Here is an 18,031-nt window from a genome sequence, read left to right on the forward strand (position 1 = left end):
TTAGTTGTACGTGAGCATATTTTTGCAAACCTTAGCAGTCATGGCATTATCTAGACTCCATAGATGATGTTTTTTGTCAATGCGTAAGTCCTATATTTTCCTGATACTGTTTAGATTGAATTTATCTACGAAAACCTCTTAATGATTAAATTATCTTTATGTGTGGTATTGCTGGAATTTTAACGAAAACTGAAATAAAAAACAGCTTAGAAACCTTGATGCTGAGAATGCAAATTGCTCTCCAGCATCGCGGTCCTGATGACCAAGGAATTTATATTTCCCCAGATAGAGAAGTTGGTTTTGCTCATACTCGCCTTTCCATTCTTGACCTCAGTGCAGCCGGACATCAACCGATGTCTACACCTGACGGACGCTATTGGATTACCTTTAATGGGGAAATTTACAACTTTCGGGAACTGCGAAGTACTCTCAAAGCCCAAGGAGAGAAGTTTTATTCCCAAACTGATACTGAAGTTATTCTCAAACTTTATCAGCAGCAAGGGGCAGAATGTGTCAACAAATTACGGGGGATGTTTGCCTTTGCGATTTGGGATAACCAAGAACAAACCTGCTTTATTGCCCGCGATGCTTTAGGAATTAAACCTTTATACTATTGGCAATCTGGATCGACTTTAATATTCGCTTCAGAAATTAGAGCAATTCTCGCATCGAAATTACCTAGTATTGCCTTAAGTCCAGAGGGTTTATATGGCTATCTTGTCAGTGGAACAGTACCAGAACCTCACACCTTAATTGCCGGGATTCAATGTTTAGAAGCTGGTCATTGGTTACGTTGGCAAGCAGGTAATCTCATCCAACAGCAATATTGGCAAATGAACTTTGGTTCTGAAACAATTTCTCTCACAGAAGCTAAGGAAAAAGTTCGTCATGCTCTGATTGACTCTACAAAACATCACTTTATTAGTGATGTACCAGTAGGAATATTTTTAAGTGGTGGCATAGACTCAAGCTCAATTGTTGCCTTAGCGCGTCAAACTCAAAAAGGTAATTTACGTACCTATTCCATTGGTTTTGAAGAAAATAAATGGAATGAAGGAGAACTTGCTCAAAAAGTTGCTCAAGAATTTGACACTGAACATACAGAATATAAAGTAACTGCATCTTTAGGACGAGACTTATTACCGCAATTTTTAGCAAGTATCGATCAACCTAGTATTGATGGCTTCAATACTTTTTGTGTCTCCCAAATTGCCCACCAAGATGGGACTAAAGTAGTTTTATCTGGATTAGGCGGAGATGAGCTATTCGGTGGCTATAAAACATTTCAACAAGTGCCAAATATGGTTCGCTGGGGTCAGCAACTCCAGAAAATTCAACCCATCAGCACTGTTATCGGCAGAGGATTAGCAGCTTCAGGCACATCACCACGAATTAAGCGCTTAGGAGACTTTTTACAGCAAAAAGCAACAACAGCAGCAGCTTACCGTAGTTTTCGGGGTATTTTTTCCCAAACAGAAGCTGTGAAAATTACTCAGCACTATTTAAAAGATGCTTCTTTCCCGATTTGGGAGAGGAAGATTTTTCCGGATAGGAAGCTACCAAAAAATCTTCCTTCTTTAGAAGATGAAGTCAGCCTACTAGAACTGAGTTGTTATATGCGTAATCAGTTGTTGCGGGACAGCGATGTGATGAGTATGGCATGGGGATTAGAATTGCGAGTCCCCTTAGTTGATCAAGCTTTACTAGAGGCGATCGCTTCTATTCCTAGCTCAATGCGTCTGGCACCAGGTAAACAGTTATTAATTGAGGCAATTCCTGAGTTACCGAGTTGGTTACTGAATCGTCCCAAGCGCGGATTCTTTTTTCCGTTTCAAGAATGGATCGAGCAAGAGTGGAGCGATTACTTTCCAGTTCATGAACTTGCTAAAGATATTAACCTGAAATTATGGTATCGTCGTTGGAGTTTGGCAATTCTCCAGCATTGGTGGCAGGAAGTTACAGCATGAATAGTGAAGTACCATTGATGAAATGAATAAAACTCGCTGGCTGAAATTTTCTAGATCGGCAAAGGATTTATAGCAAGTAAATTAGATAGTTATTAGCTGGTTATCTGCAAAGTTTGTCTTTTTTCTTTCTAGAGAGTGATATAACAATCATCATTAGCTTGGTAGACTCCTATTTCAAAACACAAAAGTTTTGGATAAACATGAAAGTCCTGCATATTATTCCTTCAGTAGCATCAGTGCGAGGTGGTCCCAGTCAGGCAATCCTAGAAACAGTTAAAGCACTGCAAAATCAAGGTGTGACAGCGGAAATTGCCACTACTAATGATAATGGCAATGATTTACTCGATGTGCCCTTAAACCAGCGTATAGAGTATGAGGAAGTACCAATTTGGTTTTTCTCACGTTTTTCTCCTGAAGTTAACTCCATTAGAGAATTTGCCTTTTCTAGTCAGCTAACTTCGTGGTTGTGGCAAAATGCTGCTAACTACGACTTGCTACACATCCACGCTATTTTTTCTTATACTTCGACGGTGGCGATGGCGATCGCTCGTTTTCAAGGCATTCCCTATATTGTTCGTCCTTTAGGACAACTGTGTGAATGGTCACTCCAGCAAAGCGCCCGCAAAAAACAGATTTATCTCAACTTGATCGAACGGGCTAACCTCAACCACGCACAAGCGCTGCACCTCACCTCTGGACAAGAACAAAAGGAAGTTGCTCATTTAGCTTTGGGCGTTCCTAGTTTTGTCTTACCTCATGGACTCTCGATTCCTGAACCTCTGACTGACGCCCGTCATCTCCTCCGCCAATACCTCAATCTACCAGCAGATGAACCGATAGTTTTATTTTTGTCTCGTTTGCATCCCAAAAAAGGGCTAGACTACCTCATCAGAGCCTTGGGGAAACTCACCGATTATCGTTTCACCTTTGTCTTAGCAGGTAGTGGTGCCAAAGAATACGAAGCGGAAATAGAGTCTCTTCTGGTTGCAACTGGTATTCGTGATCGCACCTATCTAACTGGATTTCTTACCGGAGAGACAAAAAACTTATTTATGCAAGGGTCGGATTTATTTGTCCTCACATCCCACTCGGAAAATTTTGGAGTCGCCGTTTTAGAAGCTTTAGCTGTGGGTATTCCCGTCTTGGTTACTCCTGGCGTAGCTTTAGCTGCTATTGTTCAACAATATGAACTGGGTTACGTTTCTGAATTGGATGTATTGGCGATCGCCGAAGCCGTTGATCGCTATTTGAGCCATCCTCAAGCCGGTAAAGATATGGGCGATCGTGCCCGACAAATAATTATAGAAAAATATACTTGGGAAAAAATATCTTCAGATTTGCTGGCAATTTATCGATCCATTCTGAAATTTGACTCCCTTCCTGCTTTTACTTAGGAATAGTTATCTTAAGTATTGCTGGTCTACGATCCGAGAATGATACCTTTGTTGATATAGGAGCAAATATTACATTCTGAATTCTGCATTCTGAATTCTGATTTCATTTATTTAACAGTAGTTTAAGGACAATGCTTGAAAATGTAACTCCGCTGATCCTCACCTATAACGAAGCACCTAATATTCAACGCACCCTCCAGCATCTCACTTGGGCAAAGCGTATTGTTGTTGTTGACAGCTACAGTACCGATGAAACCCTAGAAATTGTAGTATCCTGTCCGCAAGTTGAACTATTCAAACGCAAATTTGACAACCATACAGCACAATGGAATTATGGTTTACAACAAATAACCTCTGAGTGGGTACTCTCTCTAGACGCAGACTACATCATTTCAGATGAGCTAATTACTGAAATTAAAGAATTACCTCAAGATTTACAAATAGATGGCTTCTTTGCCAGATTCAAATATTGTATCTTCGGCAAACCCCTGCGAGGGACTACACTACCTCCTCGGCAGGTTCTTTTTAGGAAAGACAAATCCATTTATCTTGATGATGGACATACCCAACTCTTAGAGCTTAAAGGTAAATCAGATGTGCTATCTGGCTACATCTATCATGACGATCGCAAACCCCTAAGTCGCTGGTTGTGGGCACAAGAGCGCTATATGGTGATTGAAGCTAAAAAAATATTAGAAACTCCACAAAATGAACTAAGCTTAGGCGATCGCATCCGGAAACAAAAAATCCTCGCTCCCTTAATCATCTTAATTTACTGTCTGATCCTGAAGGGCGGTATTCTAGACGGCTGGCATGGTTGGTACTATGCATTTCAACGTGTACTAGCAGAAATTTTACTATCAATTCATCTGATAGAAGCCGAAAAACTTTCAAATTAACTGTTAAAACATACCGAAACTTGATCTTATGAATATTCTCGGAATTAATGCTTACCACGGTGATGCTTCCGCTTCTCTGGTCCAAGATGGTCAACTAATTGCCGCAGTTGAAGAAGAGCGGTTTAATCGAGTTAAACATTGGGCTGGATTTCCCGCAGAATCTATTCGCTATTGCCTGAAAGTTGGTGGCATTAGTGCAGCGGATTTGGATCATGTGGCGGTATCCTTTAACCCCAAAGCTAACCTAAATCGCAAACTTTTATTTACTCTCCAACAACGCCCTTCTTTATCATCACTTTTAGATCGGTTTAACAAACAAACTAAATCTACAAGTCTTAAGCAAGAGTTAGCAGAAGCTTGTTATTCTACATCTGAAGATATTCGGGCTACAATCCATAACCTAGAACACCACACAACTCACCTAGCCAGTGCTTTCTTTATTTCCCCTTTTGAAAAAGCAGCGATCTTGTCTATTGACGGCATGGGAGACTTTGTAAGTACCCTGGCTGCTGGGGGTGAAGGGAACCATCTAGAGTACTTTTCTCGAACTCATTATCCCCATTCTATCGGTTATCTTTACAATGCCATCACCCTTTATTTAGGCTTTCCCGCCTATGGAGATGAATATAAGGTGATGGGATTGGCACCTTATGGAGAACCAGAATATTTAGAAGCGTTTCGACGACTTATTTATCCTAAAGGTGATAGTTTTGAGTTGAATTTAGATTACTTCACTCACCATGAACAGGGCATTGCCATGAAGTGGGAAAATGGAGCGCCGATTGTTGAACCTTTCCATAGCCCAGAACTAGAAAAATTATTGGGGCCGGCGCGAAATTCCAAGTCAGAAGTTACCCAGAAGCATCAAAATATCGCTGCTTCTGTGCAAGCAGTGACGGAAGAGATCATTTTTCATTTAATTAATCGACTGAGCGATCGCTACAAGAGTGAAAATCTCTGCTTAGCAGGTGGTGTAGCGATGAATTCTGTTGCTAATGGTAAGATTACTCAAAATACTTCCTTTAAGAATATCTATATTCCCGTGGGTGCTGCTGACAATGGTACATCAATTGGGGCAGCCTTCTTTATCTGGAATCATCTGCTCAAGCAACCACGCAACTTTGTTTTAAATCATGCTTATTGGGGTTCGGAGTTTACTGATGAAGAATGCTTGCTAGCATTGCAATCGCACGATTTGCAACCTCAAATCCGAGAGCGAGAAGCACTTCTACACCACGTTGTTGACGCCCTTTGTGAAGGTAAAGTAGTCGGTTGGTTCCAAGGGAGAATGGAGTTTGCTGCTAGGGCTTTGGGTAACAGATCGCTTCTCGCCGATCCCCGTCGTGCTGATATGCGCGATATTATCAACCTGAAAATCAAATTCCGAGAAAAGTTCCGTCCCTTTGCTCCTAGTATTTTAGAAGAACGGGTAGGAGAATTCTTTGAGGTTGATGAACCAGCACCATTCATGGAAAAAGTCTTTAAAATTCGCCCCGAAAAAAGAGAGCAAATTCCAGCTGTCACCCATGTTGATGGTACTGGACGCTTACAAAGCGTCAGTCGCCAAACCAATCCCCTTTATTGGGATTTGATTAATACTTTTGCTGAACGTACTGGTATTCCCATTGTTTTAAACACGTCCCTCAACGAAAATGAACCGATTGTTCGGACGCCTACAGAAGCCATTCAGTGCTTTTTGAGAACTCACATGGATGCACTAGTTTTGGGTTCATATTATGTAGAACGCAAAGATATTAAATGAACCTATCCCACTAATAAAATCTTGTTAATCCAACTGAGGAAAATATCTTCAAACAGCCTCCATTCTAAATCACTTAATCTTTCAAAATGCCCAGCCATACTGTGCTGGTATGTTTTGTGTGTTTGTATCCAGGGCAAGGTAAAATTCTAGCCAGCTATCTCAGCAGTTTGGTATCAACCTACGAAACTCTCACAAGCAAGAAATCTGGGCTTATGCACGGCTTGTCACCTCAGTTTTATATGCGATGGAGGGGAAATGTATCGTCAGAAGAACTGTCTCTATTTTAAGCGGGCATTTAAGAAATTTTCATTGCCAAAATCTTCCTCCTCCCCTGCTTCTGAAATGGGCATCACTGATAACTGATTTACTGGTACGAGACCCATTAGTTCTTCAAAGCTAAACTCCTATCGGAGCATTGACAACAAGATGGGCTGAGAAAAAGTTTCCACAAATTCCACCACAACTGTTTGCCATTCACTTATGAGCCAATAATATTTACAGTGGTCTCACAGATGATGAAGAACTTAATTTTTCTGGGGAAGCAGAGGTTTTCGTTTTTCCCACTTCTTTCGCCCAGCAGCGATTGTGGTTTCTCGACCAGTTAGCACCAGGGAATCCATTTTACAACGTGTCAACAGCACTTCACTTGACAGGTTCCCTCAACTTCACCGCTTTAAAGCAGAAATTCAACGAAATTGTACATCGCCACGAAACGTTACGTACTAGGTTTGTTATGGTAGAGCAGCAACCAGTACAGGCGATTGCACCTAGCTTAACCATACCTCTTCCCTTAATAAACCTACCCCTCTTATGTCACTATTATGAGAGAATAATTGGGTAAAAACGATGAAAGCATTACAGGGATAATGTTTGAGTCTCGACCAGCTGCGCCAACAGTCAAATTCGTAGACGAATATTGTCAGTGGTATAAAAAGCTATTTTCAGATGTTAGGAGCTTTGAAGCATTTAAGTACCTACATGTGGGGTGTATTTCTGAATTAAAACGGAAAACCTTACCAGAAATAGCAAAAATCGTAGGGTTGGATAACCAGCAGGGCTTACATCATTTTTTAACTAAATCGCCTTGGGATATAGAAAAGTTAAGAGCTTTACGTTTAGAACTAATTTTAGAAGTAATCAAAGGTAGACCAATCATTTTAATTATTGATGAAACTGGAGATAGGAAAAAAGGCTCGTCAACAGATTATGTCAAAAGGCAGTATATAGGAAATTTAGGAAAAATTGAGAATGGAATTGTTGTAGTAACAGCGTATGGTGTGTTCTGCGGAATGACTTTTCCATTACTATTTGAAGTATACAAGCCTCGTGAAACATTGAAGCCAGAAGATAAGTATTTAACCAAACCACAAATAGCAGCCAAGTTGATGAAAATGCTCAAGTCAATGGGCTTTAAATTCAATTTGGTATTGGCAGATAGTTTATATGGTGAGAGTGGTACTAATTTTATATCTGTGTTAGATGAAATGAATCTCAATTACATAGTTGCGATTCGTTCAAATCATTATGTGGAGATACTTCCAAAGCAGTGTACTCAATATTTAGATTGGCAAAAATTCATTCATGGTGTTTTCTGACCTTAATAGTGAAAAAAGATTTATTAGAGAGATAATTCACGGAAAACGTGGAGAACACAGATATTGGCAGATCACAACAGACATTGAAAAATTGCCAGGAAACTCTACTTGGTATGTGATGAGTAATTATCCCGACATTACACCAAGGGAAGTCGGTAATTTTTATGGATTAAGAACTTGGGTTGAATATGGCTTAAAGCAAAGTAAAAATGAATTGGGTTGGGCTGATTATCGTTTGACTCATTATCCAGATATTGAACGCTGGTGGGAGATTGTTTGTAGTAGCTACTTGATGGTTAGCTTACATTCAGAAACTCTGCGTTCATCTTCACCACAACCAGAATCAAAATTTGCTTCACATCAAAGGTGGGATGATGGAAAGGGTTGGAAGAACATTCTAAACAATCTTCGCTTAATAATTCAACCTTTTACTTTGTTTAACTTAATATATCCTTGGTTAACAGTTTTTCCTATTCCTCAATTGTTGAGTGGTTTTACTAAACTCCAATCGATTGTTTATAACCTCACTTCTCCAATTTTTACATTCCTGTTCAACCTTGATTTTCATTTTTCCTCTGCTTAAAGTGACAAAAGAGGGCTACGCAATTTCGACAGATCAGAACGCGACACACAAGTGCAGCAAATCGTAACCCAAGAGGCTCAACATCCTTTTAATCTCAGCACTGGGCCATTGCTGCGAGTAAAGCTATTGCAACTGGATGAAGCAGAATATCTGCTGCTGCTAGATCTGCATCACATAGTTGCCGATGGCTATAAGTAGAGGTTTGGCTCCACTTTGGCTCTTTTTGTTAATAGCTTGAAATTATTAGAAATGAATGTTTATAGTCTAAATACTATGCTAACTTTGCTGATTTTAAGGCAGCAATATCTAACTGTATTAACACCGCTAATACTGACAAACAGGAAAAGCTAGATAGCTTGTTGTCTCTGAATTTTCAGACTTTTCAAAAAGTCCAATTTTTAACCGTTTAGAGTATATCTTCCTTAAACGAAGAGAGCGTAAAACTTTAAAAGACGAAAGTTTGTATAGCCCCTGACTTCACTTCTCTTCGCGTAGCGTGCGCCTTAGCGTAGGGCTATCTGCCAAAACGGGATGCTCCCGATTCACTCGAACTCTAGACAGTAGACCATCGTAGACATCGCTCAATAACGTTACAATAATTAATTGTTACTAATTAAACGGTGATTTATTTATGAGTCAACTTGAAAAGATTCAAGCTGAGTATGAAAAGTTTACTGAAGAATTTGAGAGTGTAATCATTAGCACTGTGAACACACAAGCAATACCCAATGCTAGTTATGCTCCCTTTGTAATAGATAATTCCAAAAATATCTATATTTATGTCAGTGGTCTTTCAACTCATACCAAAAATATCTATACCAATCCTCATATAAGTGTCTTATTTATCGAGGATGAAGCCAAGAGTAATCTAATTTTTGCCCGTCGTCGTTTGAGTTTTGATTGTACAGCAACTTTGATAGAGCGTGAAACTGACAAGTGGAATCAAATTGTTGAGCAATTGCAAGGGCGATTTGGTGAAATTATCGAGGTTTTGCGGGGTTTATCTGACTTTCGGATTTTTCAGCTAACTCCTAGTGAAGGGCGTTTTGTAGTTGGTTTTGGGGCAGCCTATCATATTAGTGGCGATAACCTCCATCAACTTGTTCAGATCACAGCAGATAGTAATCAAAAGTAAGAAATGAATTATGAATTAGTTTGACTGTATACAAATTAAATATGAAATAGCTTAGGACAGAAAATTTTTACTTACTCTGATATTTATCGGTAAGCTTGAATTTATACCTCTTAATTTTGCCTTCGGGTAAAGTGTAATTAAACTATACTTTTTAATTTTATGCTTCAGTTTCAACCTCCTGGCTTTGGACATAAACTTATCCATACATCCTTGGGGGCAATGGTTTACTATACCCAAACGAATACACCTTGGGCGTTCGCTGATACTGAAGATTTACCTCCACTACTGTTTCTCCATAACTTTGGTGGTGGGGCATCTGCGTATGAATGGTCTAAAGTTTACCCAGCTTTTGCCTCTAGTTACCACATTTTAGCTCCCGATTTAATCGGCTGGGGAGAATCGGCTCATCCAGTCCGGGATTATAAAATTAGGGATTATCTCAGCACGATCGCAGAGTTTATCATCGAAACTTGTCGCCAGCCAGTGACGGTGGTAGCCTCTTCTCTAACAGCCGCTTTTGCTATCCGCCTAGCTATTGTTCAACCCAATTTATTCAAAGCGCTGTTTTTGGTCTCCCCATCTGGATTTGATGATTTTGGGCAGGGTGCTGGACGCAGACTTCCGCTTTCGGTAATCAATACGCCTCTGTTGGACAATTTTATTTATATGCTTGGTGCTGAAAATGAAATTGCAGTCCGAAATTTTTTACAAAGTTTTTTGTTTGCTAAGTCAGAACGAGTATCTCAAGAAATAGTGGATGCTTATTTAACCTCTGCACAACAACCTAATGCTAAATTTTCCGCCTTGGCATTTTTACGGGGCGATCTTTACTTTGATCTAAGTTTATATATTCAGCAACTGACAATTCCCACTGTGATGTTTTGGGGAGAGAAGGCACAATTTACCAATATCAAACTAGGACAACGCTTGGCAAATTTAAATCAAAGGGCAATTCAAAATTTTTATGCGATCGCAGATGCAGGAATATTACCTCATTTAGAAATACCAGAAGTTGTCATTGGTCTATTGCAACAATATCTTCGGTAACTGAGGACTGGGGATTGGAGATTGGGGAAGACGAGGGGGATGAGGGAGACAAATAACAAATGACAAATGACAAATGACAAATGACTACTTAGAGAGTAAATGTGCATTTAATGCTTTGGTGATGCGATCGCCAGAAGCTTCTAAGTGCGCTAGGGTGTAAAGGTCAAGGCTTTCACCCTCCGGGTAACGCTTCTTCTCCTGCAAAGACGCTAAGGCAAATGTCGATAAAGCTGTGTTAACGCCAGTCGCTTCAAGGGAGGGAACCCCGCCAACCCTCTGTTCGCTAAGTTGTTTGAGCCTGACATCAATAGCTTTTTGCAGTTGGCGCAATTCATACCAAGCCAATGTCCGGCCATCTTCAGGTGTATTAGTAGTACCCAACATCATTTCTAGCAAAATATTCAGATATTCTCGTTGCAATGAACGACGGATGCTAGAAATTGGTTTTAGTTCTCCTGGGGTTAAAACTTCTGTCCAGATGCCTGTTTGCAGGGTATCAAATAGTTCCGGGATCGAAAGTGCTTCCCCAGGCAGAGTTTTTAATTCTATATCTTGTAAACGATTGAGGCGATCGCTGTCTAATAGCGATCGCAGCACCGCACTTTGGAACTTCAAAATACTTTCGTGAATTGGATAATCAAGGCGGTTGTTAGGTACAGAACTACCCCAATGTTCCCAGCGTGATGGTGCTAGTTTATTGAGCAATTGTGGTGAAAAACTGAAAGCATTCTCGGCAAATACATACTCTTGTAATTTTGTCAATGCCTGGCGTTGTTTTAAAAGTGAAACAGGTACAAATGTCCAAGAAGCATTATCACTAGTATGGAGACGCAGAAACGATTGTCCACCAATATATTTGGAAAGTAAGGTGGCGTTCCGAAAATAATATTTAAGCACTCTATTGAATGAGACGCGCAGGTTACTATAGCTTTCTCCTTTTGATAGATAACCCTTATCAAGGCGCTGCCACATAACGCGGGCATTATCCATTTGCCACTGCGAATAAAGTAGCACATCACTACTCATATCCCAGAGATTCGCCAAAGGATTAATGTCCCAGATATCCTCATCAGTTGCATAAGATAATTCTGGTTGAGGCGACGCTAGTGCAATTTGCTCTAAAAAACTTTTTTCTAATTCTGGAATTATCCCCTCAAGCGCTGCTGATGGGCTTGTTTTATAACCATACTCAATTGCCCATTCGTCATAAGGCCCAACAACTCCTGGAAAATAGTCACCTTGCTGTAATCCCTGTGGTGCTATATTCACCGGTAGATAGTCCATCACTGAACCCACTAAGCCTTTAGTGTGAGTGATTTCAGTATTATTTAATTCTTCAGGTGCTAACATTGTGCTGCCATGAAAGTTGTGGCGCAAACCGAGAGTATGCCCGACTTCGTGAGCAATGAGAGAACGTAAATATTGATGCACATACTCCTTCATCGTTTCACTACTGGCTGTAGTATTTGGCAAAATTGACAACGCCAGCGCTCCCATCGCGGCTTGATTTGAAGACTCCATACCATAGCAAGACTCAGAGTCCGCTAGAAGAGAATTATTAACTCCTGGCTTTTGGCTTCCCCCAAGGGCTTGACATGGGTTTTTACCCACTAAAAATGGATTTACTTCCATTAATGCGTGATATTCTTGCTGAATTGATAGCACCATATTGGCATCTACCATAATGTCTGCATCCAATATTTCCCCAGTGAATGGGTTGACGCGCATTGGCCCTCTAGCAAAACCTGCATCCAAAGAGTTGAACCAGCGAATAGTATTGTAATGTACATCTGCGGGTTGCCAATCAGCATCATCTGGCATTTGCTGTACTTCAATAGCATTTTGAAATCCAGCTTTTTCAAATGCTTTGTTCCACATCAAAACACCTTCACGAATCGCATCGCGGTACTCTAGTGGCACAGCATTTTCAATCCAATACACAATTGGCTTTTTAGGTGGAGATAAGGGAGCATTCGGATCGGATGGCTCTAGATGCCAACGATTGATGTAACGTACAAATGATTCATGAGGATTCTTATTAGATAAATCTTGAAAAGCAGTAATAAAATATCCCACTCTGTCATCAGCAAGCCGGGGAATATAATCATTATTTTCTCTAAGTTGAGAAAAACTGTAGTGTACCTTGAGAGTAAGTGCCCTACTATCAGGTACGGTAACTAAATTTGCTCCTTCTAAGGATGAAAAACCGTAAATAGAATCAATCTCTATATTTTCTGAGAAGCTGTTAACATCACCAAAATATGACTTGTGTACATCTAAGTGGTAATCAGCTTGCAAAGAGTATTTCAAAATAGTAGTTAATCCAGGTAAATCCTGCATTAGCAGTTCATTCAGATCGATCAGAATATTTTCATTCTGTGGATCGATATTGGCTATTTCGAGTGAATAAAGAACAGAGTCGCTAAATGAACGAGCAAGCGATCGCTGTTCCGGTCTACTTTCTGCACGAAATTTCACATTTCGCAACACAAAGTGTAATCTATTGTTTACTCGTTGGAAGTAAAAGATAAAATCAGAAAGAGGTAATCCACTATAAATTCCACTTTCTCCAACGCCCGATTCTAATGTCACTATAGCTAGATAGTTTTTATTCAGCTGTTCTGGTTTAATTTCTAAGTAAATTTTTCCCGAATTATTAGTGCAATAAAGTGTGAAAAGTCCCTCTACTTTATTTATCCCTTTGACAACCTCATTAAATCGGCAAAATTTTTCCTTTCTACTCTTAGTAATATCGTTATCAGTACTTGCTAATTTTTCAACTACTGGCAGTACATTTACTTGCTGTACATCAATATTTGAAAGTTGATTTGCTCCTGCATAATCACTACAGAAGAACAAGTTATACAGTAATACTATAAAGATTGCTAATTTCCTGATCCAGTATTTCATCCTTTGGCTTTCCAGCTGAAGCAGTTCTCGTATTGAGGAAAAAATGTGGATTAATTTGTCCTCTGTAAGCCCTTCAAATATCTAGGGATTAGGGTATAAATCCACTCGGTTAGACAATATCTCTAACCTAAAAGTCCTGTGACTATTGATTGTTGTTGTTAGCTTTTTAGGAATTTCCATCAATTATTTATATCTTTAGATAGATAACTTTTATAACTAAAGATATATGTTTTTTTCGGCTCTATCTGTATTAAAAACCAAATGTAGCATTAAAAATGTATTTAGTGCTACATTTGGCAGCCGAAGGAATCTTAAGCAAGATTTATAAACAAAGAGTAAAACCTCTAAAAAAGCTGTTATTAAACAGCTAAATACTTTTTTTAGATGAATTAGGGAAATTTATGGTTATCCTAACTGTTTACTAGAGTGGTCAATTCTTTCTTTTCAATCGGCTTCAAAGCGGTAGCCCAACAAAAAAATCAGCTTTGTTACCTAGTTCACGCCCCATAGTTTTCGGTTAACGGGGAAAGGGTTTGAATTTACCTTTCCCCAGACCAAAAGAGCGATGATTGGGTTTATCCGAAAAGTATTGATTTCAGGCCCTTTCACCAGATTGAGGAACATTTCTTTGATTTGTTGGGGAGCCAGGATGGGATAGAGCAGTCTAGCCAATCACAAACTGATTTGGAATGATTTGCTGTAATTCTGTATAGCAGCGAAAGGAAGTACACCAATTTCTCCTGGATAAGTAGTGTCAAAATCAAGCAATTTATGAAAAATATCGTGGGTGACTAAATATCGCAGAGTAAATAGATTAGTTTGGTAATGTCTTCTAGTTACGGGCTGAACTTTAAGCAAATAATTGGCATATTATCCTCCAAAGTAGCCTTGAGAATATTGGCTTAATTGGTTCAAATAATATTCCACTACTGATTGCAATTTTGAGGTAAGCTTGGATAAAAACAAGTACCAAAATAATCGGATTTGAGAATAGCAATATCAACAAAATTTACTGAGCTTTTGTCAGTTATAATTGTTGGATTCATGAGAGTTTTTTAGCATCATTATTTTCCTAATTAGATTGACAAAACTTGCTAATAATTAGGTGTAGCCCTTTATCCTATTTGTCATACGATACGATTTAGTTAGTGTCAAAACCCTTAAGCTGCTTAGATTTCGTTGAGGAAGTAAACCCAAGATTTCTGGGGTTTTGTTAGATTGCACTTTGATTAACCCAACCTACACTTTTTCTTACTAATACTGAAATTTAGCCCTTTATCCTATTTGTAATAACAATTTAATTGGTTCAGCAGTGGCTATCTATCGCTTATGATGTAAACTCTCTAGCTAAAGGCAGTATTGCTCGCTGCTCTTGCACATAAATGAATACAAATATCTATTTCTCAACAAACCACCTCCTCCGTAAGGTTTAAAAAGCATTTCTTTTTTATAACCGATTTATGCCTTTTGCTAGAAGGATAATTACCCTTTTATAGTTAATGTTTATTTGTACTCAAAAAAACAAGTAAATTGGCATGATAAATTTGATTTCTAGAAAGATTGGTAACATCAGTTCCATGCTTAAAGGACTTCAGGTAACACGTTTTTTGGCTGTTGTCCTAGTTGGTTTTCTAGTGCTGACGACGAATGTAAATTATGAGCAGGGGCAGAATGATAAAGGCTTAAAGGAGAGAGTCCGCCAACAGGTAGAGCAAAATGATGCTGAAAGACCAAAAACAGTAAGGCAGTGGTTTAAGGATGCTCGTGAAACCGAAGATTCTCCTGGTGAACGACTTCAAAAGATTGGGCAACAGTCAGGAGAAGCCTTTAAAGAGTTTGGAGGTGGATACCTAAAGGGCGCTAAAGAAACTGCTAATGATGTAGGGAACAGTGCAGCACAGACAGGCAAAAATATCTCTAACCAAGTTCGACGCTAAGAGGTTTTTTTAAAAGTGTTTCACTGTAACTTTAGGCACTTTTAAATTCCTCTAATGCCCTTAAATAACGAATTCTAATACTTGGATAACGCCTTTAAGCTTACTGGTAAAAGATTGTAGCGTTTTTCAGGTGCATAAAATATAGGTCTTTAGTAGGGGCGTGCAGCTAGCTGTACGCCCCTACTGCGTGTTAAATCTAAAAAAATTGCTAATTTTGAGAAGCGTAGGTGAAGTAGCAACACTCCTCGCTTTGTGCATTTTTAACTCGGAATCGGGTTTGGGTTAAAGGTTTTTTCTTTCCCTTTTCCCTTTTCCCCAAAATCCAGAGTAATGCCAGACATGAAATAACTTTAAGTAATATGTAGGCAGTTTGCATAAATAAAGTGAACTCTTAAGGCAAGTCATTTATTATTTGCAAGTAGTAAAAAACACTTGATGCGTAAGCATCAGCAGCTTACCGTAGTGGAAGAAAAAAAGTTATGTTTGTTTATACCTACATACTTGAATCATATAAAACAATCAAGTATATTTATTTACCAAATATTGAAAGATTTAATAACGGGTAAGTAACTGTTGAATAACTGTTTTAAAACATGAAACAATGAGGAGATAGCTAAGGCAGTAAAGAAAAGAACAGATAGATAATTAGCGATATGAAGCAATCTAAGAGTACCCGAAAGCGAGGAATTGTCCTAACGATCACTGGACTTAAGCGCTTACAAGCGGCGATTCTGGCTATGGAAAAGGTTCAAAACAATGGCAATCACTTCACTCTAGAAGATTTAGGCGATCGCATGAATGTTTCAACCAAAACCCTGAACCGATTATGGTCGTTGAATACAGGCGTGGATCAAAAAACCTTAAAATTGTGCTTTACCGCCTTTAACCTAGAATTACACAGGGAAGACTACACAATTTTGAGTGAACCGAATAATACTGAAGTCTCTCCAACTCGATTGTTGAGTTTAGATACAGGAGAAAAGAAATTATCTCCGCCATTGTCCTTAGAATCATTTGTTACTAAGAACCATAACCAACTCGAAAATCTTTGGTCATACCCAGATGGCCCCGTAGCTCTAGATTCCCCTTTCTATGTTGAACGTCCTCCCATTGAAGAACTAGTTTATCGAGAAATAATTCAACCAGGCTGTGTGATCCGAATTCGAGCGCCAAGAGAGATGGGAAAAACTTCTCTTGTGCTACGGCTATTGGCTTTTGCCCAGATGCAAGGTTGTCGCCCTGTGAACCTGAATTGCAAGCAAATGGATACAACCTGTCTGACAGACTTAAACAAGTTTTTGCGTTCTTTTTGCTGGCAAATTGCAACAGAATTAGGCATAGACCCCAAGCTAGATGAAAACTGGGATGAAGAAATAGGCTGTAAGTTAAGTTGTAGTTTATACTTACAATCCTACTTACTGAAGCAGAGTAAAAGCCCAGTGGTTTTAGTGTTAAATGAGGTTGACCACTTTTTTGAATATCCTCAAATTGCTCAGGAGTTCTTTGGTTTATTACGCTCTTGGTATGAAGAAGCACGACAAGATGCTAACTTGCAGAAGCTTAGGCTAGTAGTGGTTTATTCTACAGAAGTTTACGTCTCTCTAGATATCAACCGTTCCCCATTTAATATTGGACTACCGATCCGTCTGCCAGAATTTACAAAGCATCAAGTAGAGTATTTGGCCCAACGGCATGGGCTAGACTGGACTTCTCAGAACGAGGTTACGCAACTGATGTCTCTGGTGGGGGGACATCCAGCACTAATTCGGATTGCTCTGTATTATATATGCTGTCAAGGAATCACCTTAGAGGAAGTAATACATGAGGCGATCGCTAACGGCGGTATCTACCGTTATCATTTATGGCGACACTGGGCAATTCTGCAAGAAAATTCCAGTTTGGTAAAAGCATATATTGAAGTTGTTAGCTCAAAGCAAAACGTTTCTTTGAATCCCATTGATGCTCATAAACTCGAAAGCTTGGGATTAATCACTTATGAAGGCGATAGCATCCTACCGCGTTGCCAACTCTACCGCGCTTACTTTAAAAAACAACTAGGTGTTGCTGAATTTGACTATAAATCATTGCAAAAACGTGCTTGAAAAAGTATCAGGTACATTTTCTCTCACGCTTCGATGCTTACCGAAATTATGGGCGGAGTTTTCCTTTGCTCAGATTTATCTGGAGCGTGAGCTTTTTTTATCTTGAATTAGCAATACCAAGAACTATCTACATTTTGAAATGATGTCGACTGGAAAAGATTTTAGAATAATTAACTAGCTGACCAATAAAGTTGATAATCCTCGATAAATAAAGAGCCATTATTGGAAGACATTTTGAAAAAGAAGTAATAATCTACTGGCTCCCAAATACTAAATTATTGTTCTTGTTCTTGAACATATAGACTGAATTTTCGATAGATGATTTGCCAAGTGAGAGGTGGCGCGATTACGTAATAGCAAAATCATTCAAATCATAACTTCTATCAGGGAATGGCATTTTAATTATGAAACGGAATCAAGCACAAGTAATTGTTGTAAGTCTCACTGGCACATTAGTGGCCATATCTATCGGGTATTTAGGAGTGCAATTTTTTGGCAAAAATGCAATGTACATGATTGCTACAGGAATGTTTGGGTTGGGTACTGGGGGATCTATTGGTCAGGTTTTGGTAGAGAAAAGGCAGCAGCGAATAGTACAAATACAATAGACTTATCCTTAATATAAATAGCATGAGATAATAAAAAATTGCAGTAGCAATTATGTGGAAAGAATATGACAAGTCCTTTGGCAAGAATTGAA

General features: G+C 39.1%; 10 protein-coding genes and 3 pseudogenes. 12 read left to right on the forward strand and 1 reads right to left on the reverse strand.

The genetic code is table 11. The features are described 5' to 3' along the window. Positions 1-158 precede the first annotated feature (158 nt). The 9 genes and pseudogenes from asnB to V7K69_RS13270 all read left to right on the forward strand — a co-directional run bounded on the left by asnB (position 159) and on the right by V7K69_RS13270 (position 10,382). A complete protein-coding gene (asnB, locus tag V7K69_RS13225) occupies positions 159-1,967 on the forward strand; it encodes an asparagine synthase (glutamine-hydrolyzing) (RefSeq protein WP_335034978.1) in 1,809 nt (602 codons plus the stop codon). Between the two features lie 200 nt (positions 1,968-2,167). After that, complete coding sequence (locus tag V7K69_RS13230; RefSeq protein ID WP_335034980.1) at positions 2,168-3,361, forward strand: glycosyltransferase; 1,194 nt, start codon at positions 2,168-2,170, stop codon at positions 3,359-3,361. A 131-nt stretch (positions 3,362-3,492) separates the two neighbouring features. Further along, positions 3,493-4,260, forward strand: a complete 768-nt coding sequence (locus V7K69_RS13235) for a glycosyltransferase family 2 protein (protein ID WP_335034982.1) — start codon at positions 3,493-3,495, stop codon at positions 4,258-4,260. Between the two features lie 28 nt (positions 4,261-4,288). Next, complete coding sequence (locus V7K69_RS13240; protein ID WP_335034984.1) at positions 4,289-6,022, forward strand: carbamoyltransferase family protein; 1,734 nt, start codon at positions 4,289-4,291, stop codon at positions 6,020-6,022. A 493-nt stretch (positions 6,023-6,515) separates the two neighbouring features. Then, positions 6,516-6,824: pseudogene (locus tag V7K69_RS13245) on the forward strand (condensation domain-containing protein); the annotation flags it as partial. A gap of 64 nt (positions 6,825-6,888) precedes the next feature. Then, a pseudogene (locus V7K69_RS13250) lies at positions 6,889-8,200 on the forward strand (IS701 family transposase). 33 nt (positions 8,201-8,233) lie between these two features. Then, a pseudogene (locus tag V7K69_RS13255) lies at positions 8,234-8,398 on the forward strand (condensation domain-containing protein); the annotation flags it as partial. A gap of 433 nt (positions 8,399-8,831) precedes the next feature. Further along, entirely contained in the window at positions 8,832-9,335 is a 504-nt protein-coding gene (locus V7K69_RS13265; RefSeq protein ID WP_335034986.1) for a HugZ family pyridoxamine 5'-phosphate oxidase, read from the forward strand. Positions 9,336-9,494: 159 nt separating this feature from the next. Next, positions 9,495-10,382: an alpha/beta fold hydrolase gene (locus tag V7K69_RS13270; protein WP_335034988.1), complete on the forward strand. Its 888-nt coding sequence runs from the start codon at positions 9,495-9,497 to the stop codon at positions 10,380-10,382. Between the two features lie 84 nt (positions 10,383-10,466). On the opposite strand, the gene V7K69_RS13275 is transcribed toward V7K69_RS13270, so the two are convergent. Then, a complete protein-coding gene (locus V7K69_RS13275; RefSeq protein WP_335034990.1) occupies positions 10,467-13,292 on the reverse strand; it encodes a zinc-dependent metalloprotease in 2,826 nt (941 codons plus the stop codon). Positions 13,293-14,827: 1,535 nt separating this feature from the next. Between V7K69_RS13275 and V7K69_RS13280 the strand changes: the two genes are divergently transcribed. From V7K69_RS13280 to V7K69_RS13290, 3 genes are all read left to right on the forward strand, one after another. Beyond that, on the forward strand, positions 14,828-15,229 hold the full coding sequence (locus tag V7K69_RS13280; RefSeq protein WP_335034991.1) for a hypothetical protein: 402 nt from the start codon (positions 14,828-14,830) through the stop codon (positions 15,227-15,229). 653 nt (positions 15,230-15,882) lie between these two features. Next, a complete protein-coding gene (locus V7K69_RS13285) occupies positions 15,883-17,331 on the forward strand; it encodes an AAA-like domain-containing protein (protein WP_335034993.1) in 1,449 nt (482 codons plus the stop codon). A 404-nt stretch (positions 17,332-17,735) separates the two neighbouring features. Next, on the forward strand, positions 17,736-17,939 hold the full coding sequence (locus V7K69_RS13290) for a hypothetical protein (protein ID WP_335034995.1): 204 nt from the start codon (positions 17,736-17,738) through the stop codon (positions 17,937-17,939). Positions 17,940-18,031 lie beyond the last annotated feature (92 nt).

It is taken from the genome of Nostoc sp. (assembly GCF_036917775.1).
Lineage (GTDB): Bacteria > Cyanobacteriota > Cyanobacteriia > Cyanobacteriales > Nostocaceae > Nostoc.